Annotated in this window: 22 protein-coding genes; 9 read left to right on the top strand and 13 right to left on the bottom strand. The window is 72.1% G+C overall.

The genetic code is table 11. The features are described 5' to 3' along the window. Positions 1-158: 158 nt before the first annotated feature. Positions 159-1,175 carry a Ku protein gene (locus DEJ47_RS35490; RefSeq protein ID WP_150175218.1) on the top strand — a complete coding sequence of 339 codons (1,017 nt, stop codon included), beginning with the start codon at positions 159-161 and terminating at the stop codon, positions 1,173-1,175. Positions 1,176-1,196: 21 nt separating this feature from the next. Here the strand turns inward: DEJ47_RS35490 and DEJ47_RS35495 are convergent, their stop codons facing one another. Then, positions 1,197-2,387, bottom strand: coding sequence for an epoxide hydrolase family protein (locus DEJ47_RS35495; protein WP_150175219.1), 1,191 nt, complete (start codon positions 2,385-2,387; stop codon positions 1,197-1,199). Between the two features lie 102 nt (positions 2,388-2,489). Here DEJ47_RS35495 and DEJ47_RS35500 point away from each other — a divergent pair, with 102 nt between their 5' ends. Then, a complete protein-coding gene (locus tag DEJ47_RS35500; protein WP_150175220.1) occupies positions 2,490-3,077 on the top strand; it encodes a CGNR zinc finger domain-containing protein in 588 nt (195 codons plus the stop codon). Positions 3,078-3,528: 451 nt separating this feature from the next. Here the strand turns inward: DEJ47_RS35500 and hemC are convergent, their stop codons facing one another. Continuing rightward, complete coding sequence (gene hemC / locus DEJ47_RS35505) at positions 3,529-4,464, bottom strand: hydroxymethylbilane synthase (protein ID WP_150175221.1); 936 nt, start codon at positions 4,462-4,464, stop codon at positions 3,529-3,531. A gap of 261 nt (positions 4,465-4,725) precedes the next feature. On the opposite strand from hemC, the gene DEJ47_RS35510 reads away from it, so the two are divergent. Both DEJ47_RS35510 and DEJ47_RS35515 read left to right on the top strand, forming a co-directional pair. Next, the gene (locus tag DEJ47_RS35510) at positions 4,726-5,199 is read left to right on the top strand and encodes a GNAT family N-acetyltransferase (RefSeq protein WP_150175222.1); all 474 of its coding nucleotides are present in this window, start codon (positions 4,726-4,728) and stop codon (positions 5,197-5,199) included. A gap of 218 nt (positions 5,200-5,417) precedes the next feature. Then, positions 5,418-5,867 carry a peptidoglycan-binding domain-containing protein gene (locus DEJ47_RS35515; protein ID WP_150175223.1) on the top strand — a complete coding sequence of 150 codons (450 nt, stop codon included), beginning with the start codon at positions 5,418-5,420 and terminating at the stop codon, positions 5,865-5,867. A 117-nt stretch (positions 5,868-5,984) separates the two neighbouring features. Here the strand turns inward: DEJ47_RS35515 and DEJ47_RS35520 are convergent, their stop codons facing one another. The 4 genes from DEJ47_RS35520 to DEJ47_RS35535 all read right to left on the bottom strand — a co-directional run bounded on the left by DEJ47_RS35520 (position 5,985) and on the right by DEJ47_RS35535 (position 10,575). Continuing rightward, the gene (locus tag DEJ47_RS35520; protein WP_150175224.1) at positions 5,985-7,502 is read right to left on the bottom strand and encodes a DHA2 family efflux MFS transporter permease subunit; all 1,518 of its coding nucleotides are present in this window, start codon (positions 7,500-7,502) and stop codon (positions 5,985-5,987) included. Positions 7,503-7,514: 12 nt separating this feature from the next. Then, positions 7,515-9,062: an MFS transporter gene (locus DEJ47_RS35525; RefSeq protein ID WP_150175225.1), complete on the bottom strand. Its 1,548-nt coding sequence runs from the start codon at positions 9,060-9,062 to the stop codon at positions 7,515-7,517. Positions 9,063-9,163: 101 nt separating this feature from the next. Beyond that, entirely contained in the window at positions 9,164-9,757 is a 594-nt protein-coding gene (locus DEJ47_RS35530; protein ID WP_150175226.1) for a sigma-70 family RNA polymerase sigma factor, read from the bottom strand. Between the two features lie 83 nt (positions 9,758-9,840). Further along, positions 9,841-10,575 carry a hypothetical protein gene (locus DEJ47_RS35535; protein ID WP_150175227.1) on the bottom strand — a complete coding sequence of 245 codons (735 nt, stop codon included), beginning with the start codon at positions 10,573-10,575 and terminating at the stop codon, positions 9,841-9,843. A gap of 240 nt (positions 10,576-10,815) precedes the next feature. Between DEJ47_RS35535 and DEJ47_RS35540 the strand changes: the two genes are divergently transcribed. Further along, positions 10,816-11,667 carry an alpha/beta fold hydrolase gene (locus tag DEJ47_RS35540; RefSeq protein WP_150175228.1) on the top strand — a complete coding sequence of 284 codons (852 nt, stop codon included), beginning with the start codon at positions 10,816-10,818 and terminating at the stop codon, positions 11,665-11,667. Between the two features lie 73 nt (positions 11,668-11,740). On the opposite strand, the gene DEJ47_RS35545 is transcribed toward DEJ47_RS35540, so the two are convergent. The 3 genes from DEJ47_RS35545 to DEJ47_RS35555 all read right to left on the bottom strand — a co-directional run bounded on the left by DEJ47_RS35545 (position 11,741) and on the right by DEJ47_RS35555 (position 15,117). Further along, a complete protein-coding gene (locus DEJ47_RS35545; protein WP_223828643.1) occupies positions 11,741-12,994 on the bottom strand; it encodes a cation:proton antiporter in 1,254 nt (417 codons plus the stop codon). A 4-nt stretch (positions 12,995-12,998) separates the two neighbouring features. After that, a complete protein-coding gene (locus DEJ47_RS35550; protein WP_150175229.1) occupies positions 12,999-13,484 on the bottom strand; it encodes a cation:proton antiporter regulatory subunit in 486 nt (161 codons plus the stop codon). A gap of 88 nt (positions 13,485-13,572) precedes the next feature. Next, positions 13,573-15,117 (bottom strand): ATP-dependent DNA ligase, encoded by a 1,545-nt coding sequence (locus tag DEJ47_RS35555; protein ID WP_150176102.1) that lies wholly within the window; start codon positions 15,115-15,117, stop codon positions 13,573-13,575. Between the two features lie 240 nt (positions 15,118-15,357). On the opposite strand from DEJ47_RS35555, the gene DEJ47_RS35560 reads away from it, so the two are divergent. After that, positions 15,358-15,771, top strand: coding sequence for an SsgA family sporulation/cell division regulator (locus DEJ47_RS35560; protein WP_150175230.1), 414 nt, complete (start codon positions 15,358-15,360; stop codon positions 15,769-15,771). 26 nt (positions 15,772-15,797) lie between these two features. Here DEJ47_RS35560 and DEJ47_RS35565 read toward each other — a convergent pair whose 3' ends face one another. The 3 genes from DEJ47_RS35565 to DEJ47_RS35575 all read right to left on the bottom strand — a co-directional run bounded on the left by DEJ47_RS35565 (position 15,798) and on the right by DEJ47_RS35575 (position 18,720). Beyond that, on the bottom strand, positions 15,798-16,811 hold the full coding sequence (locus DEJ47_RS35565) for a Gfo/Idh/MocA family protein (RefSeq protein WP_150175231.1): 1,014 nt from the start codon (positions 16,809-16,811) through the stop codon (positions 15,798-15,800). Between the two features lie 21 nt (positions 16,812-16,832). Beyond that, positions 16,833-18,032 (bottom strand): D-alanyl-D-alanine carboxypeptidase family protein, encoded by a 1,200-nt coding sequence (locus DEJ47_RS35570; RefSeq protein WP_150175232.1) that lies wholly within the window; start codon positions 18,030-18,032, stop codon positions 16,833-16,835. A gap of 196 nt (positions 18,033-18,228) precedes the next feature. Beyond that, on the bottom strand, positions 18,229-18,720 hold the full coding sequence (locus tag DEJ47_RS35575) for a glutathione peroxidase (RefSeq protein WP_150175233.1): 492 nt from the start codon (positions 18,718-18,720) through the stop codon (positions 18,229-18,231). A 97-nt stretch (positions 18,721-18,817) separates the two neighbouring features. Here DEJ47_RS35575 and DEJ47_RS35580 point away from each other — a divergent pair, with 97 nt between their 5' ends. Continuing rightward, entirely contained in the window at positions 18,818-19,009 is a 192-nt protein-coding gene (locus DEJ47_RS35580; RefSeq protein WP_150175234.1) for a hypothetical protein, read from the top strand. A 123-nt stretch (positions 19,010-19,132) separates the two neighbouring features. On the opposite strand, the gene DEJ47_RS35585 is transcribed toward DEJ47_RS35580, so the two are convergent. Then, the gene (locus DEJ47_RS35585) at positions 19,133-19,969 is read right to left on the bottom strand and encodes an ABC transporter permease (protein ID WP_150175235.1); all 837 of its coding nucleotides are present in this window, start codon (positions 19,967-19,969) and stop codon (positions 19,133-19,135) included. A gap of 120 nt (positions 19,970-20,089) precedes the next feature. Between DEJ47_RS35585 and DEJ47_RS35590 the strand changes: the two genes are divergently transcribed. Together DEJ47_RS35590 and DEJ47_RS35595 are read left to right on the top strand one after the other, a co-directional pair. After that, positions 20,090-21,175, top strand: coding sequence for an S-(hydroxymethyl)mycothiol dehydrogenase (locus DEJ47_RS35590; RefSeq protein ID WP_150175236.1), 1,086 nt, complete (start codon positions 20,090-20,092; stop codon positions 21,173-21,175). Continuing rightward, positions 21,175-21,831 (top strand): MBL fold metallo-hydrolase, encoded by a 657-nt coding sequence (locus DEJ47_RS35595; protein ID WP_150175237.1) that lies wholly within the window; start codon positions 21,175-21,177, stop codon positions 21,829-21,831. The genes DEJ47_RS35590 and DEJ47_RS35595 overlap by 1 nt, the downstream gene beginning before the upstream one ends. Positions 21,832-21,891: the final 60 nt, after the last annotated feature.

The raw sequence follows: 21,891 nt of genomic DNA on the forward strand, positions 1-21,891 counted from the left end.
TCGCGCGCCGTCTCCGCCGCTCGGACGCGCCCAGCGCGCGGCACGCGCCGGGGAGTGCCAGCGTGGTCGCGAGGAACCGGTAGGGACCGGCAGGGATCAGTTGTGATCAGTCGGGGCCAGCAGGGATCAGTTGGGTACGGCGACGGGAGTGGGCGTACATGGCACGCGCGATCTGGACCGGCGTGATCACCTTCGGGCTGGTCAGTGTGCCGGTCGGCCTGTACACCGCCGTCGAGAACCACACGGTCCACTTCCACCAGCTCCAGCGCGGCACCTCCGACCGGATCCGCAACCGGCGCGTCAACGAACGCACCGGCAAGGAAGTGCGGACCGACGACATCGTCAAGGGGTACGAGGCCGCCGAGGGCGAGTACGTCGTCATCGAGCCCGACGAGCTGGACGAGGTGGCGCCGGGCCGGTCACGGACCATCGACATCAGCGACTTCGTCGACCTGGACGAGATCGATCCGGTCTACTTCGACCGCACGTACTACATCGCTCCCCGCGGCAAGGACCACACCAAGGTGTACGGGCTGCTGAGGGAGGCGCTCGCGGAGGTCGGCAAGGCGGGCATCGCGACGTTCGTGATGCGCGGCAAGCAGTATCTGACCGCGCTGCGCGCCGACGACAAGGTGCTCGTGCTGCAGACCCTGCACTGGGCGGACGAGGTCCGCGACCCGGGACACGAGCTCCCCGAGCTGCCCTCGGCGCGGGCGGGCAAGGGCAAGGAGCGGGACATGGCGATCCAGCTGATCCACGCGTTGGACGCGCCGTGGGAGCCGGCCAAGTACCACGACACGTATCAGGAGAAGGTGCGGGAGCTGGTGCGCGCGAAGGCGGAGGGGCAGGAGATCACGGCCGCCGAGGAGGCGCCGGAGGCCACCAACGTCGTCGACCTGATGGAAGTCCTTCAGGGCAGCCTCGACCGCGCCCGGGGCGGCAAGGACGGCAAGGACGGCAGGAGCGGCAAGAGCGCCAAGACCGGTAAGGACAACAAAGCCGCGACCAAGAGCAAGGCCGCGACCAAGAGCGAGCTGCAGGAGCTGAGCAAGGCCGAGCTCTACCAACGAGCCACGGATGAGAACATCGAGGGCCGCTCCAAGATGAACAGGGACGACCTCATCGACGCTCTGTCCCGCGCGGGCCGCCGCGGCGGCAAGAAGAGCGCGGCCTGACCATGCGGTGATGCCGGGACGTCACCCGTCACATGCCGCCAGTACCGCCGCGAGACCCGCCCGCAGGTCCGCGACGAAGTACTCGGGCATCTCCAACGACGGAAAGTGACCCCCGCGTTCGGGCGCGTTCCACCGCACGATCTTCCGGTACCGCTTCTGGGCCCAGGGGCGCGGCGTCTTCTCGATGTCGCGCGGATACATCGTGATGGCCGACGGGACGTCCACCCGGAGTCCGGGGTCGAGGGAGTTGTGGCTCTCGTAATAGATGCGGGCCGCCGACGCGCCGGTCCGCGTCAGCCAGTACAGGGTGACGTCGTCGAGGACCCTGTCCAGGGAAAGCGTCTCGAACGGGCTGTCCTCGGTGTCCGTCCATTCGGCGAACTTGTCGAGGATCCAGGCGAGGAGCCCGACCGGTGAGTCGACGAGCGCGTAGCCGACGGTCTGCGGCCGGGTCGCCTGCTGCTTCGCGTACGCCGCGCGGTGACGCCAGAAGTCGCGGGTCTCCTCCGTCCACGCGCGCTCGGTCTCCGTCAGCCCCTCCGTCGTCAGACCGGGCGGCGCCTCCGCGAACAGCGTGTGGACGCCGAGGACGTGCGCCGGGAACCTGCCGCCGAGGACCGTGGTGATGTTGCCGCCCCAGTCACCGCCGTGGGCCAGGAACCTGTCGTGGCCGAGCCTTCGCATCAGCTCCACCCACGCGGCGGCGATCTTCTCGGTGCCCCAGCCGGTGGTGGCCGGCTTGTCGCTGTAACCGAAGCCCGGGAGCGACGGGACCACGACGTGGAACGCCGGCGCGGTCGCGTCGCCCGGATCCGCCAGTTCGTCCACCACGTCGACGAACTCGGCGACGCTGCCCGGCCAGCCGTGCGTCATCAGCAGGGGAGTGGCGTCCGTGTGCGGGGACCGGCGGTGCAGGAAGTGGATGCCCAGGCCGTCGACGGTCGTGCGGAACTGGCCGATCCGGTCGAGGCGCTCCTCGAATGCCCGCCAGTCGTACTCGGTGCGCCAGTAGTCGACGACTTCGACGAGGTCGGCGAGCGGAACGCCCTGATCCCAGCGGCGCGGGCCGGGTGCGGCGCCATGGACCGTCTCGGCCTCGGGGAGCCGCGCCGCGGCCAGCCGCGCGCGCAGGTCGTCGAGCTCGGCGTCGGTCGCGCGGGCTTGAAACGCGTGCACGTCCGCTCGTACGCCGTCGGTGGCGGGACGGGACATAAGACCTCCTGGCCGTCGCGGACCGACCGCGCTCCAACGCGAACCGGCTAAGCCGGTTCTAGCAGTACTCGGAGCCGTGCCGCAACCCGCTAAGGTGGTTCCATGCGCGCTGAGTTCCCCGCCTTCCGCCTCGGCAAGGTGCTGGCCACCAGCTTCACGGCAACCCTCACGGAGCGTCAGGGCGACCCGGTGGAGCGCATTCCCGTGCCGCGCCGACTCGTCGACTGGCTCGCGGTGAGCGGCCTCGCCGTGGACTCCTGCACCGCCGCCCAGCTCGACCTCGCCCGTGAGCTGAGGGAGTCGATCCACGCCGCCGCGACGGCTGCCGCGCTCCAGGAAGCTCTCCCCGCGGCCGCCGTTCAGGTCATCAACGACCGCAGCGCCCAGGGACGGGCCGCCGCCGTTCTGACGGCCGAGGGCGAGCGGCGCTGGCGGCTCGGCTCGACATCCTGCGTGGAGGACGCCCTCAGCGTGATCGCCGCTGACGCGATCAGCGTCATCGCGGGCGAACGCGACGGAAAACTGGCCCTGTGCGCGTCACCGACCTGCCGCGCCGCCTTCTTCGACACCAGTCAGAGCCGCACCCGCAAATGGTGTGACATGAACACGTGCGGGAACCGCCAGAAAAAGGCGCGCTTCAACGCCAACGCCAACGCCAACCAGCGGAAGAACACCGGCGCGGCGCCGTAGTCGTCACCGCGGCGCGTCCTTCGTGAGCGGAGGCACGTTCGTGAGCGGAGGCACGTTGCCGTCGGCGTCGCACCGCACGGTCCACCGGGGGACGGCCGAGGTTCTCGTGGAAACGGATGCCGATGGGTCGGGCGGGTGGTGGCGCGCAGACCGTAGAGGCCCCACTCGCAGGCCAGGGCCAGGGCCGCCCATGAGCGCCAGCGGGACCAGGGCCGCTCGGCCACCTCGCCGACGACGTCACCGCCGTCGGCAGCCATCGACTTGAAGGGGACGGCGCCGGTCCACAGGGGCACGCCGAGCGCCGGGGCCTCGGCGCCCGCGATGGAATCGCCCGTCCAGAGGACCCGCGGCGCGTCCCGGAGTTGTCCATCGTCTCATCGCGCGGCGGGCATACGCGGCGAGAGGCGGGGCCATACCCGTCGGGCGGCGTCGCGTCCGTGGGCGGCGCCGTTCAGTGGGCGATGCCGTCGATCAGCTCGCGCGCGCCCTGCCGGAGCAGCGCCACGGCGACGGACGTGCCGAGCGTCGCGGGGTCGAGCGGGCCCGCCCACTCGTGGGCGTTCAGCACCGTCTTGCCGTCGGGCGTGAACACGCAGGCGCGCAGCGACAGGTCGCCGCCCCGCTCCGAACGTGCGTACCCGGCGATCGGCGAATTGCAGTGCCCCTGCAGGACGTGCAGGAACATGCGCTCCGCGGTCGCCTCGCGCCAGGCGTCCTTGTCGCCGAGATCCGACACGGCGTCGATGGTCGCGGTGTCGTCCTCACGGCACTGCAGGGCGAGGATGCCCGCACCGATCGGCGGGCACATCGTCTCCACCGGCAGGATCTCGCTGGCCAGCTCGGGGCGGCCGATGCGGTCGAGGCCCGACTGGGCGAGCAGCAGCGCGTCGGCGTCACCGGCCGCGAGCTTCTCGAGGCGGCGGCCCGCGTTTCCGCGCATCGGAACGCACTCCAACTCCGGTTGCGAAGCGGCCAGTTGTGCCACGCGACGTACCGACGACGTGCCGATGCGGGTGCCGGCGGGCAGCTCGTCGAGGGTGAGCCCGCCCGGGTGGATGAGCGCGTCCCTGATGTCGTCCCGCTTGAGGAAGGCCGCGAACGTGGTGCCCGCGGGGAGCGGCCGGTCCGCGGGTACGTCCTTGACGCAGTGCACCGCGAGGTCCGCCTCACCGGCGAGCAGCGCCGCGTCGACCTCCTTGGTGAACGCCCCCTTGCCGCCGAGCGCCGCGAGATCGCCCATCCAGCGGTCCCCCGAGGTGGTGACCGGCACGACCTCGGTACGGATGCCGGGGTGCAGTTCGGCGAGTTCGGTGCGGACGCGCTCCACCTGGGCGAGGGCCATGGGGGAGGAGCGGGAGACGATGCGGATGAGCTCAGGAACGGACATGCCGTCCACGATAAGGGTTCCGGAGGGGTGCCTCGGACACACGTCCAACCGATCAAAGTCTCATATCCATGGGCGAGTTGGCGCGCGAGGAGCGGGGGAGCGCCCGACCGGCGCGTCGCGGTCGGCGTTTCGTTCGCCGCCCAGGAGACGGGCCTCTGCCGCGGCTCGGGTGGCCGTCGGCATGCGCGCACCCCCGCCGCCTCATAGCGTGGGGAGGCACGCAGCTGCGGCCCCGGCGCCGCACCGCCCCTGGGAGGCCCCATGACCAGCCCCACCGCGCCGGAGCGCGAACCGGAGATCGTCCTCGAACCGATGCGGGCCACCCATCTGGCCGACGTGCTCGCGCTGGGCCGCCGCGTCTACGACACCTCGGTGAAGCCGTACACCTCCTGGTCCCTCTCCGCCGTCGCCCGGCACATGGACGGCGAGGCGTCCGCCTGCTGGGTCGCGCTCGCCGGAGACCGTCTCGCCGGATACGTCCTCGGCTCGATGGGCTTCGACCAGCGCACCGACTGGGGCAACCTGGAGTGGATCGCGAGCGCTCCCGAGTATCAGGGGAAGGGCATCGCGAGCCGCCTCGTGAAGGCCTGCTGCGCGACGCTCACGGAGGCGGGTGCGAGCGCCGTCGTCACCGACGTCGAGTCCCGCAACACGGCGTCGGCGGCGCTGATGCGGAGCAACGGGTTCGAGGCGACCGTGTCGGTGACGCTGTTCGTACGGCGGTCCGAACCGTAGCGATCACCTGCCGGGTACCGCGGTGGTTGTACGTCTGTGGCCACTACCGCGGTGGATGGAGACGACCGTCAACTCCCGGTTGAGCCGATGTCAACTCGCGGGTTGATGAAGGAGGGAGCGCCCCGGGGATAGCTTTCTGGCCGTGCACCGACGCGGGCGGGTCGACCACCGCCGGCGTCACTCCACGCACGACGTCAACAACCTCCAGGGGGAACAGGATGCGACCCACCATTGCTACGAGGACGCTCGTGAGCGTCACCGCTGCCGTCGCCATCGCCGCCGGTGGCGTGGCGGGCGCGGGCGCCGCCTTCGCCGCGGACGCGCCGGCCGCGAAGACCACGGTGAGCAGCGAGGCGGTCACCCCGCTCGCGGTGAACAATCTCGGGCTGAGCACCACCCAGGCGAAGAAGCTCCAGGGCGGCCTGCGGGGGTACGGCTACAACGGTTCCATCGACGGAAAGCTCGGCACCGAGAGCTGGAAGGCGATGCAGCGCTTCCTCGAGAAGCACTGGGACTACAACGACCGCATCGACGGTGTCGTCGGTCCCAACACGATCAAGGCGTTGCAGCGCAACCTGAAGAAGCACTGGAAATACCGGGGCGAGATCGACGGGATCGCCGGGCCGGGGACCAAGGCCGCCTTCAAGCGGATGGCCGACAGCTACTGAAATCCGTAGCCGTGTCCCGCGGGGACGGAACCTGACGGAACCTGCGGGACCCTGACGCCAGGCACCGGGCGGTGCGCCTTCGCCGGCGCGCCGCCCGGTCGCGTGTGCACGGGAGCGTCACCGTTGTCCGCGTTCCCCGCCGGGCTCCAGCGGTGGAGCCTCGACCCCGCAGCACGTCCTGCACTGCGGCTCGCTGCCCTGCGCCTCGTGCCAGGCCGCCGTCCGGCCCGGTCGGACGAACACCGCGGCCGCGACCGCCGCGAGGGCGAACAGCGCCGCGCAGCCCACCGCCGCCTCACCGAAGGACGCGTTCATCGCGTCCGGATCCGCGTACGCCGTGCCCGACAGGCCGACCGCGAGCGGCAGCCCGGCGACGACCAGCAGCTGCGCGATGCGCGCCGCCGTGTTGTTGACGCCGCTGGCGAGCCCCGCGCGGCTCGCGTCGACCGAGGCCAGCACGGTCGCCGTGAGCGGGGCCACGAAGAGGCTCATGCCGAGGCCGAGGACGACCACCGCGGGCAGGACGTCGGTGACGTACGCCGCGCCGGGCCGTACCCGCAGCATCAGGAGCACCCCCGCGGCCGCCACCAACGGCCCCGCGACGAGCGGGAGCCGCGGGCCGAGGCGCCGTGCCAGGTCGCCCGCCGACGCGGACAGGAGCAGCATCAGGACGGTGATCGGCAGCGTCGCCGTGCCCGCCTGCAACGCGTCGTAGCCGAGTGTCGTCTGCAACTGCACCGGCAGCATGAACAGGATGCCGCCGATGGCCGCGTACAGGCAGAGCGTCATCACGTTCGCCGCGGAGAACAGCCGGGAGCGGAACAGTTCGAGCGGCAGCATCGGGTTCCGTACGCGGTGTTCGACCAGGACGAAGACCGCTCCGGCCGCGAGACCGAGCACCGCGGGCAGGAGCACCCCGGCCGCCGACGCGTCCCCGGACGCACCGATCAGCGCGAAGCTGACGCCCGCGAGGAACAGTGCGGCGAGGCACGCGCCCGGCACGTCGAACGGCTGCCGCGCCGCCGCCTCGTCGCGGCTCTCCGGCACGTGCCGCACCGCGACGAGGACCAGCGCCGCCAGCGGCACGTTGATCAGGAAGATCCACCGCCAGCCGGGCCCGTCGATGAGCCAGCCGCCAAGGAACGGCCCGACCGCCCCGGCCACCCCGCCGAGCCCCGACCACGCGCCCACCGCGCGGCCCTGGTCGTCCGGGCGGTACGAGGCGCGCACCAGCGCCAGCGAACCCGGCGTCAGCAGCGCCCCGCCGACGCCCTGGAGCGCACGGGCCGCGATGAGCGTCCCGGCGTCCTGCGCGAGCCCGCACAGCGCGGAGGCCGCCGCGAACCACACCACACCGATCACGAGCGTGCGCCGTCGCCCGATGCGGTCGCCGAGCGCCCCGCCGAGGAGCAGCAGCGCGGAGAGCGTGAGCATATAGGCGTTGACGACCCATTGCAGGGCGGAGAGGGACGCGCCGAGGTCCTTGCCGAGTGTCGGGAGGGCGACGTTCACGACCGTGCCGTCCAGCAATGCCATGCCCGACGCGAGCACCGCGCACAACAGCACCCAGCGGCCGCGGGCCGAGGCGAGGGCGACCCCGCCGCCCGCCTGCTCCGTGCCAGGGCCCGAACCCATCGCGCCTCCGCCCTACATGTGGACCGCGCCGTCGCCCGTCTCCGTCGGTCTCGGCGCCCCTCTGCGATACAGGATCACGGTAACGACGAGGCCGATCGCGAAGAAGAGGGCCGACCACCAGTACGCGGTCGAGTACGACTGCATCGCCGCCTGCGCCTCCACCTCGGGGCTCGGCTTCCTGCCCACCAGGTAGTTCGAGGCGGCCGTCGTCGCGAGGGTGTTCAGCAGGGCCGTGCCGATGGAACCGCCCACCTGCTGGCTGGTGTTGACCATCGCCGAGGCCACGCCCGCGTCGTGCGCCGCGACACCGGCCGTCGCCATGCTCATCGCCGGCGCGAAGATCAGACCGAGACCGAGCCCGGCGACCAGCAGCGGCGGCAGGACGTGCGCGGCGTAACCGCTGGTCACGTCCAGGGCGGTGAGCCAGGCCATACCGGCCGCCGAGAGCCCCATGCCCAGCGGCACGATCGGCTTCGCGCCCACCCGCGGCACCAGGTTGTTGGTGGTTACCACCGAGGCCACCACCATCACCGCCACCATGGGCAGGAAGGCCAGGCCCGTCTTGACGGGCGTGTACGCGAGGATCTGCTGCAAGTAGTACGTCAGGAACAGGAACACGCCGAACATGCCGGCGCCCGAGATGAACATCGCCAGGAACGACGCCCCGCGGTCGCGGTCGAGGACGACCCGCAACGGCAGCAGGGGATGCGCGGCACGCGTCTGCCACCACGCGAACGCCACCAGGAGCACCGCGCCGACGACCAGGAACCCCCAGGTCAACACATCACTCCAGGCGTGCGTCTCGGCGTTGGAGAAGCCGTACACGATGCAGAAGAGACCCGCCGACACCAGCACCGTGCCCGGCACGTCGAGCTTGGGCCGGTCCGGGGGAGCGCCCGCGTGCAGCAGCCGAGCGCCGCCGACCATGGCGACCAGGGCGAACGCGAGGTTCACGTACAGGCACCAGCGCCAGTTCAGGTACTCGGTGAGGACGCCGCCGAGCAGCAGTCCCACCGCGCCGCCCGCACCCGCGATCGCGCCGTAGATGCCGAACGCCTTGGCACGCTCCCGCGGATCGGTGAACGTCGTCGTGAGCAGCGACAGGGCCGCGGGCGCGAGCAGCGCGCCGAACACGCCCTGCAGCGCACGGGCGGCCACCAGCATCGAGAAGCTCGTCGCCGCGCCGCCGAGCGCGGACGCCACCGCGAACCCGGCGAGCCCGGCGAGGAAGACGACCTTGCGGCCCACCAGGTCGGCGATGCGCCCGCCGAGCAGCAGCAGGGAGCCGAAGGCGAGCGCGTACGCGGTGACGACCCACTGGCGGTTGCCGTCGGAGAAGCCCAGGTCCCTCTGGGCCGAGGGCAGCGCGATGTTCACGATCGTCGCGTCGAGCACCACCATGAGCTGGGCGATGCCGATCACCGCGAGGATCAGCCAGCGGTGTTCGTGCCGCCCGCCTCCCGTGTGCGGCACGGATGCTCCGGCACGGTGCGCGGGTGGGCTGGTCACCGGAGCGGACTCCGGCGCGGGTTCCGGCGTGGGTATGGGTCCACGGTCCATGGCGACGCCCTCCAGACACCCCCGCACCACGCTAAACGCCCTGCTCGGGGGCCGCGACCGGGGCCCGCCCGTGGAGAGCGCCCCGGTCGCGGCACGGGCCGCTATGCCGCGTCGTCCGCCGCGAGCAGCAGCTCGCTCACCCGTTCCCTGGCCCGCGCCACGCGTGACCGCACCGTGCCGATCGGGCAGCCGACGGCATCCGCCGCGTCCGCGTACGGCAGCCCGGCGAGCTGCGTCAGGACGAACGCCTCGCGGCGCGGGGCGTCCAGGGTCTCCAGGAGGTCGAGCAGGGCCACGCCCTCGTCGAAGCCCGGCAGGCCATGCGGCTGCGCACGTTCCGCGGCCGCCTGCCAGTCGCCGGTGTCGGCGATGCGGGGCCGGGCCGCCGCCGAGCGGAAGCGGTCGGCGACGACCCGGCGCGCGATGGCGAGCAGCCAGGTGCGGGCGCTCGACCGCGCGGCGAAGCCGGGCAGTGCGGTCAGGGCACGGAGGTACGTCTCCTGGGTCAGGTCGTCGGCGCCGTGCAGGTCACCGCTGAGATGGGCGACGAAGCGCCAGACGTCGCGGCGCGTGGCCCGCACGAACTGCTCGAACGCGTGGGCGTCGCCGTCACGGGCCGCGAGCGCCCACTGCGTGGTCAGCTCGTCGCGGGTCGGGTCGGTGCCGGGCCGGGACCGCAAAAGGGCAGGTGTCATCACAAAAGGTCCTTCGGTGAAGGGAGTTCTGAGAACGGCGCGGACGCCGAAGATCCGACCGGCACCGAGGGGTGCGGGCGGTGTCAGGAACTGACCGGAAGGACCGGTGGACCTCTGCGCGATACGACGTGCTGGAGAAGGACCCCGCGCAGCCGCGGCACGGGCACACGCGTGGCGACGTGCGACGGCGTCGGCGGAAGGGCCGCGACGACGACCGCGAGGACGAGCCGCAGCGGCACGAACACGGCCGCGGCGAGCGCACGTCCCGTACGGAAGACGGCGGCCTCGCCGCGCCACAGCCACAGGGCGCAGATCAGCGCGGCGACGACGTGGGCCAGGAACATGCCGGAGCCGCTGTGCCCGAAGACGGACATGACCCAGTGGGACAGGCCGTCGTCGGGCATGGCGGCGGAGTGCGCGGAAAAGGGAGCGGGCGAGCCGGATCCGCCCGAACCGCCGCTGGATGACGGCGCGTTCATGGGCATCGGATGGTTCAGGTGGTTCATGCCGTCGTCGGGGTGACCCCGTGTGCCGGCCGGCGCGCCCCCGCCCGACGGACCGGCCATCCGTTGCGCCAGGCCGAACAGTTCGTGCAGACAGAGCTGCGCCGCGACCGTCGCGCCGATGACGGCGGCCGCCCCGCGCTCGCGCCCCGTCAGCCACCACGCGGCGGCGACGGTCGCGGTGAACGCGTACCCCACGGCCCACCAGGGCAGCGTGGCACCGGACATGACCGTGTGACCGAGGGCCGTGGTCACCACGCACACGGCCGCGAACATCGCGGCTCGTGCGAGGCGGAACGCCGGCCCAGTGGTCATGGAGAGCATCGTGCCAGGCCGGGGTGGGCCTGCGGGAGGCGAGTCCGTGAACTGCCCGAACTGCCCTTGTGCCGCCCCGGGATCGGAAGGTTTCGTTCCGCGCACGAAAAATACGTACCGGTCGGTAACCCCCTTGACGCAGCCTGTGCGCATCGAAAATGATCTCGTCCAACGGTCGGCATTGTCGAACGACGTTCGTCGCCGATCTCTCCATCTCCCCCTTCACCGTTGGGAACGCCGATGCATCTCCGTCACGCCGTACGGTCCCTGCTGACCGGCGCGGCCGCCCTCGTCCTCGCCTGCGCAGCGCTCGCCGCCCCGGCCCACGCCTCCTCAGCCCCCGCCTCCGCGCCCGCCTCGGTCCTGGATGTCCCGCCCCGCGGCGCCAACGACTGGTCCTGCAAGCCGGACGCGGCGCACCCGCAGCCCGTCGTCCTGGTCAACGGCACGTTCAAACTGATGGCGGAGAACTGGGCCACGCTCTCGCCCAAGCTGAAGAGAGCGGGCTACTGCGTCTTCGCGTTCAACTACGGGAAGATGGCGACCGCTCCGGTCCCGCGGTCCGCCGCGGAGCTCAAGGACTTCGTCGAGGCCGTCCGCGCCGCCACGGGGGCGGCGAAGGTCGACCTCGTCGGGCACAGCCAGGGCGGCATGATGCCCCGCTACTACGTGAAGTTTCTCGACGGCGCGGACAAGGTCGACGACCTGATCGGCATCGTGCCGTCCAACCACGGCACGTCGAACCCCCTGGCGAAGCCGCTCGGCGACATCGCCTGCCCGGCCTGCCTCGACCAGATGACAGGGTCCGAGCTCCTCGCCGAGCTCAACGAAGGGACAGAGGCACCGGCCGGGCCCGACTACACGGTCGTCACCACGCGGTACGACGAGGTGGTCGTCCCGTACACCAGCGCCCTGTTGAACGGTCCCGGGGAATACGTCACGAACGTGGTGCTGCAGGACCGGTGCCCCTTGGACCCGTTCATGCACGATCAGGCGACGAAGGACCCCGTCGTCGCGCAGTGGGTGCTGAACGCGCTGGACCGGGAGGGCCCCGCCGACGCGGCCTTCCGGCCCAGATGCATCGGCTGGTAGCCGGTCGACGCCTCGGGCGGCACGCGGAGGAGTCCCCCGTGTGCCGCCCGTCGCGGCAAGGCGTCGGCCGACCCTACGAACGGTCGGCCGCGTCCTGCCCGTCCAGGGCCTCGGCCGTGTCCCGGGGAGCGGGAACCTGGACGGACTCGGCGGCCGGCGTGCGACGCCGTGCCAGCACGCCGCCCACGTATCCCGCGATGGGCTGCGTGTAGCGGGCGGTCAGCGGTCCGACGATCACGAGGATCAGGACGTACGCCGTGGCCAGCGGCCCGAGCGAGGGCTCGATGCCCGCCGCGACCGCGAGTCCCGCGATGACGATCGAGAACTCGCCGCGCGCCACCAGCGCACCGCCCGCACGCCAGCGGCCCTTGACCGAGACGCCCGCCCTGCGGGCCGCCCAGTAACCGGTGGCGATCTTCGTCAGGGCGGTGACGACGGCGAGCGCGAGCGCGGGCAGCAGCACCGGCGGGATGCTCGACGGATCGGTGTGCAGCCCGAAGAAGACGAAGAAGACGGCCGCGAAGAGGTCGCGCAGCGGCGCGAGCAGCGAGTGCGCACCCTCGGCGACCTCACCGGACAGCGCGATGCCGACCAGGAACGCGCCGACGGCGGCGGACACCTGGAGCTGCTGCGCGATCCCCGCGACGAGGATGGTCAGACCAAGCACCACCAGGAGCAGCTTCTCGGGGTCGTCGCTGGAGACGAACCGCGAGATGAGCCGTCCGTAGCGCACCGCGATGAAGAGGACGATTCCGGCGGCGCCCAGCGCGATCGCGAGGGTGAGGCTGCCGGCCGCCAGGCCGACGCCCGCCAGCAGGGCGGTGATGATGGGCAGATAGACGGCCATCGCCAGGTCTTCGAGGACCAGCACGCTGAGGATGACGGGCGTCTCGCGGTTGCCGAGGCGGCCGAGGTCGCCGAGGACCTTGGCGATGACGCCGGACGACGAGATCCAGGTGACGCCGGCGAGCACCACGGCGGCGACCGGGCCCCAGCCCATGAGCAGCGCGGCGATGGCGCCTGGCAGCGCGTTGAGGGTGCAGTCGACCAGACCGGCCGGGTACTGCGTCTTGAGGTTGCTGACCAGGTCGTTGGCCGTGTATTCGAGGCCGAGCATCAGCAGCAGGAGGATGACGCCGATCTCGGCGCCGATGGCGACGAACTCCTCGCTGGCACCCAGCGGCAGCAGTCCGCCCTCGCCGAACGCGAGTCCGGCGAGCAGGTACAGCGGGATCGGCGAGAACTGGAAGCGGCCCGCGAACCGGCCGAGCAGGCCGAGGGCGAGGATGATCGCGCCGAACTCGATCAGAAAGACAGCGGAATGCATGCGGTCACTCCCGCCCGAGTATCGTCGCGGCGGTCTCGACGCCTTCGCGTGTGCCGATGACGATCAGCGTGTCCCCGCCCGCGAGGCGGAAGTCGGGCGCGGGCGACGGAATGGCGTCGGCCCTGCGCAGGACGGCCACGATCGACACGCCCGTCTCGGTCCGCATCCGGGTCTCGCCGAGGAGCCGGCCGTTCCAGTGCGAGGTCGCCGAGAGCAGGACGCGCTCGGCGACCAGGCCCAGGTCCGTGGTGTGCAGGAGGGTCGGGCTGTGGTGCGAGGGCATGAGGGCGTCGATGAGCGCGTCGGCCTCGCCGGAGCTCAGTCGCGTCGACAGCGCGCACTCGTCCGGGTCGTCGGACCGGTAGGCGCTCAGCGTCCGTGCTCCGTCCCGGTGCGCGATCACCGAGAGGCGCTGCTGTTCTCGGGTCGTGAGGTCGTACCGGATGCCGATGCCAGGAAGCGGCGTACGGCTGAGGCGTGAGGCGGGCACAGCTTCTCCCCTTGCGTAATGGATGGATCTCCCCCGGCCTGTCACCCTATCGGGGCCAAGGATTGGCAAAATCCATCCAGTGGGGTCGTCAGGCTCCGCCCGGAGCGTTCCGCAACACCGTCTCCACGGTGTCCGCCTCCTCCGGGGACTTGTCCTCGCGGTAGCGCAGGACCCTGGCGAAGCGGAGGGTGACGCCCGCCGGGTAGCGCGTGGATTTCTGGAGGCCGTCGTAGGCGATCTCCACGACGAGTTCGGGGCGCACCTTCACCACGTAGCCGTTCTCCTCGACCGCGAGGCCCTGCAGGTGCTCGGTCTGCCAGGCGAGCATGGCGTCCGTCATGCCCTTGAAGGTCTTGCCCAGCATGGCGAACGTGCCGTCGGGTCGCCGCGCGCCCAGATGCAGGTTGGACAGCTTCCCGGTGCGGCGGCCGTGCCCCCACTCGGCGGCGAGCACCACCAGGTCCAGAGTGTGCACGGGCTTGAGCTTCAGCCAGGACGCGCCCCGGCGCCCCGCGCTGTAGGGAGCGTCGAGCCCCTTCAGCACGACACCCTCGTGGCCGCGCCCCAGCGTCGCCTCGAAGAACTCCTGGGCCTCACCGCGCTGCCGCTCGTCGTCCGGGTCGGTGACGAGCGTGCGCCGCACGCGCATGGGCTCGGGCACCAGCTCCGCCAGTGCCGCGTGGCGCTCACCGAACGGCAGGTCGAGAAGGTCCCGCCCGGACACGGAGAGTGCGTCGAAGAAGACGGGGGAGAGCGGCAGCCCGGCCGCCGCCGCCGACACGTCGACGCGGGACCCGACACGCCCCGCGACCTCCTGGAACGGCCGGGGCCGCCCGTCCGCGTCCAGCGCGATGACCTCGCCGTCCAGGATGAAGCGCGAGCCCTCCAGGCCGAGCGCGGCCGCGGTCAGCTCGGGCAGGCGGTCGGTGATGTCGTCCAGGGTGCGGGTGTAGACGCGTACGTCGTCCCCGTCCCTGTGCACCTGCACGCGGATGCCGTCCAGCTTCTCCTCGACCGCGCACGCCCCCAGCTTGTCGATGCCCTCCGCGACCGAACCGGCGCTGTGCGCGAGCATCGGCAGGATCGGACGGCCCACGGTCAGCCGGAACTCGTCCAGGGCCTCCGCGCCGTCCGCGAGCAGCGCCTGGGCGACGGGGCTCACGGACCCGGCGAGCATCACCGCACGCCGTACCGCGTCCGCCGGGATCTCCGTGGCCACGGCGAGCCCCTCGACCGCCACGGCGTCCAGGGCACCCTGACGGACCTCGCCGGTCAGGAGGCCGATCAGGAACCGCTGTTCGTCCTCGGTGGCCGCGCCCATCAACGCGCCGACCAGCCGTTTCCGTTCCCCCTGTGCCCCCGCGCCGCCGACCGCCCCGATCGCCGTCAGCGCCTCGTCCACACCGCGCACCGTCAGCGTGGGCTCGTCGGCGGGCGGCACCGCGTGCTTCAGCGTGCTCCATCCGATGCCGAGCCGCCCCTGGGGCAGCCGCCCCGAGAGATAGGGAATGGCGATCGGCACGTCGTCCGGCTCGGCGGCCCGGAACAACTCGGCGAGCAGCGCGATCTTCCGGGACCGCGCCGAGGTGGCGGCCACTTCCTTGGACACGTGGGCGAGCCGGGCGAGCAGCATGAGGCCATCCTCCATCGGGGGCGGGTGGGGTGCATGTTTCCCGCGGACACGCGTGCATTCGTCTGTGGTGGGCACACGGGCGGGCGTGAGGGTTCTGGGCGAAGGAAGACGAGTGACGCAGGTCACATGCATATCTCGACAAGTTGGCGTAATAACACCCCTTCGCCAGGGGTCATAAGGGCACAGGAGTCCCCGCAACCGCATACCGAGCGCAGAAGAACCAGAAGTGGAGCCCCGCTCATGGCCGTCACCCTCGAACAGCCCGCACGTGCCCGTCTCATCACCCCCGAGGGTCGCGAACGCGCTCTGCCCGTCGTCCTGCGCTACTCCGCGGAGGACCCCCTGGCCATCCAGATGGTCTTCCCCTCGCAGGCGTCGCTCGACGGCGCGGAGGTCACCTGGATCTTCGCCCGTGAGCTCCTGGAGGAGGGGATGAGCGCGCCCGCGGGCAGCGGCGACGTGCACATCTGGCCGTGCGGGCGGGCCCGGACGGTCCTGGAGTTCCACTCGCACCAAGGGCTTGCCCTGGTGCAGTTCGACAAGATCGTGCTGCGCCGGTTCCTCGTGCGGTCGTACGCCGTCGTGCCCGCGGGCGGCGAGGAGGAGAGCCTCGAACTCGACCAAGGACTCTCACGCCTCCTCGGCGGCGTCTGAGGACGACCGAGGCAAGGGCCGACTCCTCAGCCGTACAACGCGGGCCGCTCGGCCATCTCCACGCACACCCGCGCACCCGTCCGCAGCGCGGCCACCCCTGCCTCGGCGACGGCCGCCGCCGCGTATCCGTCCCACGCGCTCGGCCCGGTGGCCCTGCCCCGCCGGGCGGCGGCCACCCACGCCCGCACCTCCCGGTCGTACGCGTCGGCGAACCGCACCAGATAGTCCTGCGCCACGTCCTCGTACGCCCGCCCCGGCGTCCTGACGACCATCGTGTGCGCGTCCCCGATCTGCGCGCTGCCCCGCTCGCAGACCGCCTCGCACCGCACCTCGTAGCCGAATCCGCTGTTGACGAAGATCTCCACGTCGACGACCGCGCCTCCGGACGTCTCGAAGAGCACCAGTTGCGGATCGAGCAGACCCTCCGGGGCACCCGCCGACGGTGCGGGGCGCATCACCGTCACCGCGGTGATCTCCTGCCCCAGCAGCCACCGCGTCGCGTCGATCTCATGGGAGACGGAGCTGCTGATCAGCATCGACGACGTGAAGTGAGCGGGCGAGGACACGTTCCGGTGGCGGCAGTGCAGCAGCAGGGGCCGCCCCAGGTCACGCGAGTCGAGGAGCGCCTTCAGCGCCGCGTACTCGGCGTCGTACCGGCGCATGAACCCCACCTGGATCAGTCGGCGACCGAGGCGCGCCTCCGCCCCCACGACCCGGAGGGCCGAGGCCGAATCGGGGGTCAGCGGCTTTTCGCAGAGGATCGGGAGGCCGCGCGCGCAGGCCGCCAACAGGGCCTCCTCGTGCGCCGCCTCCGGCGAGGCCACCAGGACCGCCTCCACCCCGGGCGCACGCAGCGCGTCCTGCGCCTCCCGGTGCACGGACACCCCCGCGCGCCCCGCCACCGCCGCCTCGGCCCGCTCCGAGTCCGGGTCCGCGACCGCCACCACGCGGGCTCCGCCCACCGTTCCGCCGATCCGCCGTACGTGGTCGGCGCCCATGTGGCCCGCCCCGAGTACGGCCACCCCCAGCAGATCACTCACCGCACGACCTCCCCGCATGTCTCAGTCGCCGACGCGCCGCACGTCCCTGCGTCGGGCCACCGTAGCCCTCCGTCGCCGCACGGCCATGACGCAGCCCGCGAGCAGGACGGCCGAGCCCGCGGCGACCATCAGGACCGCGGGCCATTCGGAGTCGTCGGGCCCCACGGCCAACGCGGCCTGTCCGCCCGCGTGCGCCGGGCTGGGAGCGGGCCCGCTCTCCTCCGGCGGCACCAGCGAACCCACCGGTTGTACCTTCCCTGCCGCCCCGAACCCCCAGTCGAGCAGCGACCGGGCCTCCTCGTACACCGCCCGCCCGCCGCCCGCCTGCGGGTTCATCACCGTCACGACGAGCGTGCGCCCACCGCGCTGGGCCGCGCTGATGAGGGTGGAGCCCGCATGGCTCGTGTAGCCGTTCTTGACGCCGAGCAGCCCCGGGTACGCCGCCACACCGTCCGCGCCGGTCAGCAGCCGGTTGGTGTTCTGGATCGGATACGACCAGCCGCCCGCCGGAAACTGTGCGACACGGGTCGAGCAGTACCGGGCGAACTCCGGATCCGCGAGCCCCGCCCTGCCGAAGACCGCCAGGTCGTACGCCGACGAGACCTGCCCCGCGGCGTCGTAGCCGTCGGGCGACACCACGTGTGTGTCGCGCGCCCCCAGCTCACGGGCCTTGGCGCGCATCTCCCGAACGGTCTTGTCCAGACCGCCGTTGAGGCGTGCGAGGACGTGCACGGCGTCGTTCCCGGAGCTGAGGAACACGCCGCGCCACAGGTCGGCGACCCGGTAGGCGCGCCCCTCCGCGACCCCCACCATGCTGCTCCCCTCGCCGACCTGGTCGAGCTCGTGCTGCGCGACGACGTGCCGTGCGTCCGCGTCGAGCCGGGGGAGCGTCGCCAGGGCGAAGAGCGACTTGAGCGTCGAGGCGGGCGGCAGCCTGCGGTGCGCGTTCCGCGCGCCGAGCACCTCGCCCGTATGGGCGTCGGCCACCACCCACGCGAGCGCGGACACGTTGCCGGGAACGGCGGGGGCGCCCGGACCGAGCCGGACCTGGGTGCCCGGCCGGTCGAGGAGGGTCGAGGAGTACGCCGGGACGGGCCGCGGCGGCGCGGGTTCGGCCGGGGCCTCGGTCGCGGCGGCCGGTGAGGACAGGAGGACCAGAGCACCGAGGGCGAGGGCCGCGGTGCGGACGGAGGAGGGGCGCGAAAGGTACCTGATGACCATTCAGTCACCGTATGAGCGCTGCCCGGAGTCCGCAGATCTGCTTGGACCGGTAGGAGGTATCGCTGCTCCGGCCGGAGGTGTCGCGCCGTCACTTCGCTTGCGCGGAAGGGGCGCTGAGTCCGGGGCGGGGCCGAGCCGCCGGGAGGAAGTGGTGCTTCGCCCCCGGAGGCGGGCCCCGCTCGACGCGTCGGCCTCGTCAGGCGGGCAGGTGCTTCTCGACGGCGGCGACGAGCTCGGGGGCGTCGGGCTCGGTCTGCGGGGAGAAGCGGGCGACGACGTTGCCGGACGGGTCGACGAGGAACTTCTCGAAGTTCCAGCGGATGTCGCCCGTGTGCCCTTCCGCGTCCGCCGTGTCGACGAGCCGCGCGTACAGCGGATGCCGGTTCTCGCCGTTGACGTCGACCTTCTCCGTCATCGGGAAGGTCACGCCGTACGTCGCCGAGCAGAACTCGGCGATCTCCTCCGAGGTGCCGGGCTCCTGGCCCATGAACTGGTTGCAGGGCACGCCGAGCACGCTGAAGCCACGCGCCGCGTACTGCTCGTGCAGGCGCTCCAGACCCGCGTACTGCGGAGTGAGCCCGCACTTGGAGGCGACGTTGACGACCAGCACGGCCTTGCCCTCGTACTGGCGCAGGTCGGCGGCGCCGCCCTGCAGATTCTCGATTTCCACCGCTTCGTAGACAGACATGATCCGGAGCATACGCTTCGGCCTCCGCCCAATCCCCGGCCCCCGGAGCTCCGAATCCTGGGGGAGTGCGTATTCGGGTACCGCTGGAGGGGGAGACGTGGCGACCGTCGCAGAACTGGACCTGGCGAAGGACGAACGGGAACGGCGCATCCGGGACGGTGAGGCGGCCGAGATGCGGCATCTGCTGCACGACGCCGACGCGGACAGTGTGGTCCCGGCGTTCGTGTGCCTGCGGAAAGGAGTGCGCAAGGGCGTGCGGAGGGGGCTGCGGAGGGGGTGGCGTTCGTGACGCGTCGTACCGTCCGGCTGAGCAGGCGCACGAACGCGCGTCGACGCGCGGAGCCCGGGACGGATGCCGGGGGAGCCGAGGACCGGGACCGCGCCGCGGACGCGTCGCGCAGGGCGGGGCGGGTCACCGCGGCCGCGGCGAGGTTCCTCTCGTGGGAGCAGCGGGAGCAGGGGGAGCAGAGGGCGGGGCGGCCCGGTGCAGGCGGCCGCGCGCGACCAGTTCCACCGTCAGCGCCACCGCGCTCGCCTGGACCGCCATCAGGGCGATGAGCACGAAGAGCTGCACCGCTCCGGCCATCGCCGGGGACGCGCCGCCCAGGAGCATGCCGACGAACGCGCCGGGCAGGGTGACCAGGCCCACCGTGCGGGTCTGGTCGAGGCCGGGCAGCAGCGCGTCCGACGCGGCGGGGCGGATGACCTCGATGCGTGCGTCGTGGTCGGGCAGGCCGAGGGCGATGCCGGCCTCGAACTCGCCGTACCGCGTGTGCAGTTCGTCGAGGGCGCGGCGGCCCGCGAGGACCGTCGCGGTGAGCGCGCCGCCGATGAGGATGCCCGTCACGGGGATGATCGCGACGCCTCGTACCGGGAGCAGGCCCGCGAGGGTCAGTCCGGCGACGACCGGGACGACGGGCCCCGCGACGGGCAGCGCCGCCCACCACCAGGTGGAATTCGGCGTGACGCGGCGGCCCGCGGTGCGCGTCGCCACGGCGAACATGAGGAGGAGGAAGGCGTAGAGCGCGGCCGTGTGGTGCACGACCCAGGCGATGACGAGGGACGCGGCGGCGAGCTGCGCGGTGGCGCGGATGCCCGCGACCACGATCTCCCGCGCCCGGCCGCGCGAGCCGTCGGGGGCGAGCCGGAAGACGGCCGCCGCCGTCGCGGCGGCCAGGAGCAGCACGAGCAGGGCGACGGCGAGTGCCGTGTCGACCGGCAGCAGGGTCTGGGCGGCGAGGTTGCGCACGGCCACACCCTAGATCGCGGGGCCCGCGGTCTCCGAAAGGAGCGGAGGGAGTGCTGTGCCGACGTGTTCGACCTGTAACGATGTGGGGGTAAGACGTGCAGACAGAGAAGGGCTGAAGTCATGGCGCAGCAGGTGCAGGGCGTGATCGCACGCACGAAGGGCGAGCCGGTGCGGATCGAGACGATCGTCGTCCCGGATCCGGGGCCGGGAGAGGCCGTCGTGAGGATCCAGGCGTGCGGGGTCTGCCACACCGACCTGCACTACCGCGAGGGCGGCATCAACGACGACTTCCCGTTCCTGCTCGGGCACGAGGCCGCCGGCGTCGTCGAGTCGGTCGGCGAGGGCGTCACCGAGGTCGCGGTCGGCGACTTCGTGATCCTGAACTGGCGCGCGGTGTGCGGGCAGTGCCGTGCGTGTCTGCGCGGCCGCCCCCAGTACTGCTTCGACACGCACAACGCGAAGCAGAAGATGACCCTGACGGACGGCACCGAGCTGTCGCCCGCGCTCGGCATCGGCGCCTTCGCCGAGAAGACCCTCGTCGCCGCCGGGCAGTGCACCAAGGTGGACCCGGAGGCGTCGCCCGCCGCGGCCGGTCTCCTCGGCTGCGGCGTCATGGCGGGCATCGGCGCCGCCATCAACACCGGCAACGTGGGCCGTGGCGACTCGGTCGCCGTCATCGGCTGCGGCGGCGTCGGCAATGCCGCGGTCGTGGGCGCCCGCCTCGCGGGTGCCGCGCGGATCATCGCCGTGGACATCGACGACAAGAAGCTGGAGACGGCGAAGGGCCTCGGCGCCACGCACACCGTCAACTCCCGCTCCGCCGACCCCGTCGAGGCGATCCGTGAGCTGACCGGAGGCAACGGAGCCGACGTCGTCATCGAGGCGGTCGGCCGCCCGGAGACGTACGAGCAGGCCTTCTACGCCCGTGATCTGGCCGGCACGGTCGTCCTGGTCGGCGTCCCGACGCCGGAGATGAAGATCGAGCTGCCGCTGCTCGACGTGTTCGGGCGGGGCGGGGCCCTCAAGTCGAGCTGGTACGGCGACTGCCTGCCGTCCCGCGACTTCCCGATGCTCATCGACCTGTACCGGCAGGGCCGCCTGGACCTGGACGCGTTCGTCACGGAGACCATCGCCCTGGAAGACGTGGAGAAGGCCTTCGAGCGCATGCACCACGGCGACGTCCTCCGCTCGGTGGTGATGTTCTGATGGCGGCCGAGACCAAGAGCGACGCGTCCGGCGTGCGCATCGACCACGTCGTCACGTCGGGGACGTTCTCCCTGGACGGCGGCACGTGGGACGTCGACAACAACGTGTGGATCGTGGGCGACGACGACGAGTGCGTCGTCATCGACGCCGCGCACGACGCGGACGCCATCGCGGCCGCGGTGGGAGACCGGCGCCTGGTCGCGATCGTCTGCACGCACGCCCACGACGACCACATCGACGCGGCGCCGGCGCTCGCGGCCCGCACGGGCGCGCCGATCCTGCTGCACCCGGCGGACATGGAGCTGTGGAAGCGGACGCACCCCGACCGCGCCCCGGACGGCGAGCTCTCCGACGGACAGGAACTGGCCGTCGCGGGCGCGGTCCTGAAGGTGCTGCACACGCCGGGCCACTGCCACGGCGCGGTCAGCCTGCACGCGCCCGCGCTCGGCACGGTCTTCACCGGCGACACGCTGTTCGCGGGCGGCCCGGGTGCCACGGGCCGTTCGTTCAGCGACTTCCCGACGATCGTGAAGTCCATCAAGGAGCGGCTCCTGACGCTGCCGCCCGCGACGGTGGTGCGCACCGGACACGGTGACAGCACGACGGTCGGCGCGGAGGCGCCGCATCTGGAGGAGTGGCTCGCCAGGGGGCACTGACCTCCTGTTCACCCGCCTCTCCGTACGTTTCTCGGCCCCGCGTGGTTCGCCGCGCGGGGC

The organism is Streptomyces venezuelae (genome assembly GCF_008642355.1).
Classification (GTDB): domain Bacteria; phylum Actinomycetota; class Actinomycetes; order Streptomycetales; family Streptomycetaceae; genus Streptomyces; species Streptomyces venezuelae_B.

What these genes read in the sequence shown, in the direction of transcription:
- hemC (WP_150175221.1), bottom strand. Translation starts at nt 4,464, where the DNA reads ATGTCCGTTCCTGAGCTCATCCGCATCGTCTCCCGCTCCTCCCCCATG.
- DEJ47_RS35595 (WP_150175237.1), top strand. Translation starts at nt 21,175, where the DNA reads ATGGCGGCCGAGACCAAGAGCGACGCGTCCGGCGTGCGCATCGACCAC.
- DEJ47_RS35525 (WP_150175225.1), bottom strand. Translation starts at nt 9,062, where the DNA reads ATGGACCGTGGACCCATACCCACGCCGGAACCCGCGCCGGAGTCCGCT.
- DEJ47_RS35535 (WP_150175227.1), bottom strand. Translation starts at nt 10,575, where the DNA reads ATGACCACTGGGCCGGCGTTCCGCCTCGCACGAGCCGCGATGTTCGCG.
- DEJ47_RS35515 (WP_150175223.1), top strand. Translation starts at nt 5,418, where the DNA reads ATGCGACCCACCATTGCTACGAGGACGCTCGTGAGCGTCACCGCTGCC.
- DEJ47_RS35510 (WP_150175222.1), top strand. Translation starts at nt 4,726, where the DNA reads ATGACCAGCCCCACCGCGCCGGAGCGCGAACCGGAGATCGTCCTCGAA.
- DEJ47_RS35490 (WP_150175218.1), top strand. Translation starts at nt 159, where the DNA reads ATGGCACGCGCGATCTGGACCGGCGTGATCACCTTCGGGCTGGTCAGT.
- DEJ47_RS35540 (WP_150175228.1), top strand. Translation starts at nt 10,816, where the DNA reads ATGCATCTCCGTCACGCCGTACGGTCCCTGCTGACCGGCGCGGCCGCC.
- DEJ47_RS35555 (WP_150176102.1), bottom strand. Translation starts at nt 15,117, where the DNA reads ATGCTGCTCGCCCGGCTCGCCCACGTGTCCAAGGAAGTGGCCGCCACC.
- DEJ47_RS35590 (WP_150175236.1), top strand. Translation starts at nt 20,090, where the DNA reads ATGGCGCAGCAGGTGCAGGGCGTGATCGCACGCACGAAGGGCGAGCCG.
- DEJ47_RS35545 (WP_223828643.1), bottom strand. Translation starts at nt 12,994, where the DNA reads ATGCATTCCGCTGTCTTTCTGATCGAGTTCGGCGCGATCATCCTCGCC.
- DEJ47_RS35520 (WP_150175224.1), bottom strand. Translation starts at nt 7,502, where the DNA reads ATGGGTTCGGGCCCTGGCACGGAGCAGGCGGGCGGCGGGGTCGCCCTC.
- DEJ47_RS35575 (WP_150175233.1), bottom strand. Translation starts at nt 18,720, where the DNA reads ATGTCTGTCTACGAAGCGGTGGAAATCGAGAATCTGCAGGGCGGCGCC.
- DEJ47_RS35495 (WP_150175219.1), bottom strand. Translation starts at nt 2,387, where the DNA reads ATGTCCCGTCCCGCCACCGACGGCGTACGAGCGGACGTGCACGCGTTT.
- DEJ47_RS35570 (WP_150175232.1), bottom strand. Translation starts at nt 18,032, where the DNA reads ATGGTCATCAGGTACCTTTCGCGCCCCTCCTCCGTCCGCACCGCGGCC.
- DEJ47_RS35500 (WP_150175220.1), top strand. Translation starts at nt 2,490, where the DNA reads ATGCGCGCTGAGTTCCCCGCCTTCCGCCTCGGCAAGGTGCTGGCCACC.
- DEJ47_RS35560 (WP_150175230.1), top strand. Translation starts at nt 15,358, where the DNA reads ATGGCCGTCACCCTCGAACAGCCCGCACGTGCCCGTCTCATCACCCCC.
- DEJ47_RS35530 (WP_150175226.1), bottom strand. Translation starts at nt 9,757, where the DNA reads ATGACACCTGCCCTTTTGCGGTCCCGGCCCGGCACCGACCCGACCCGC.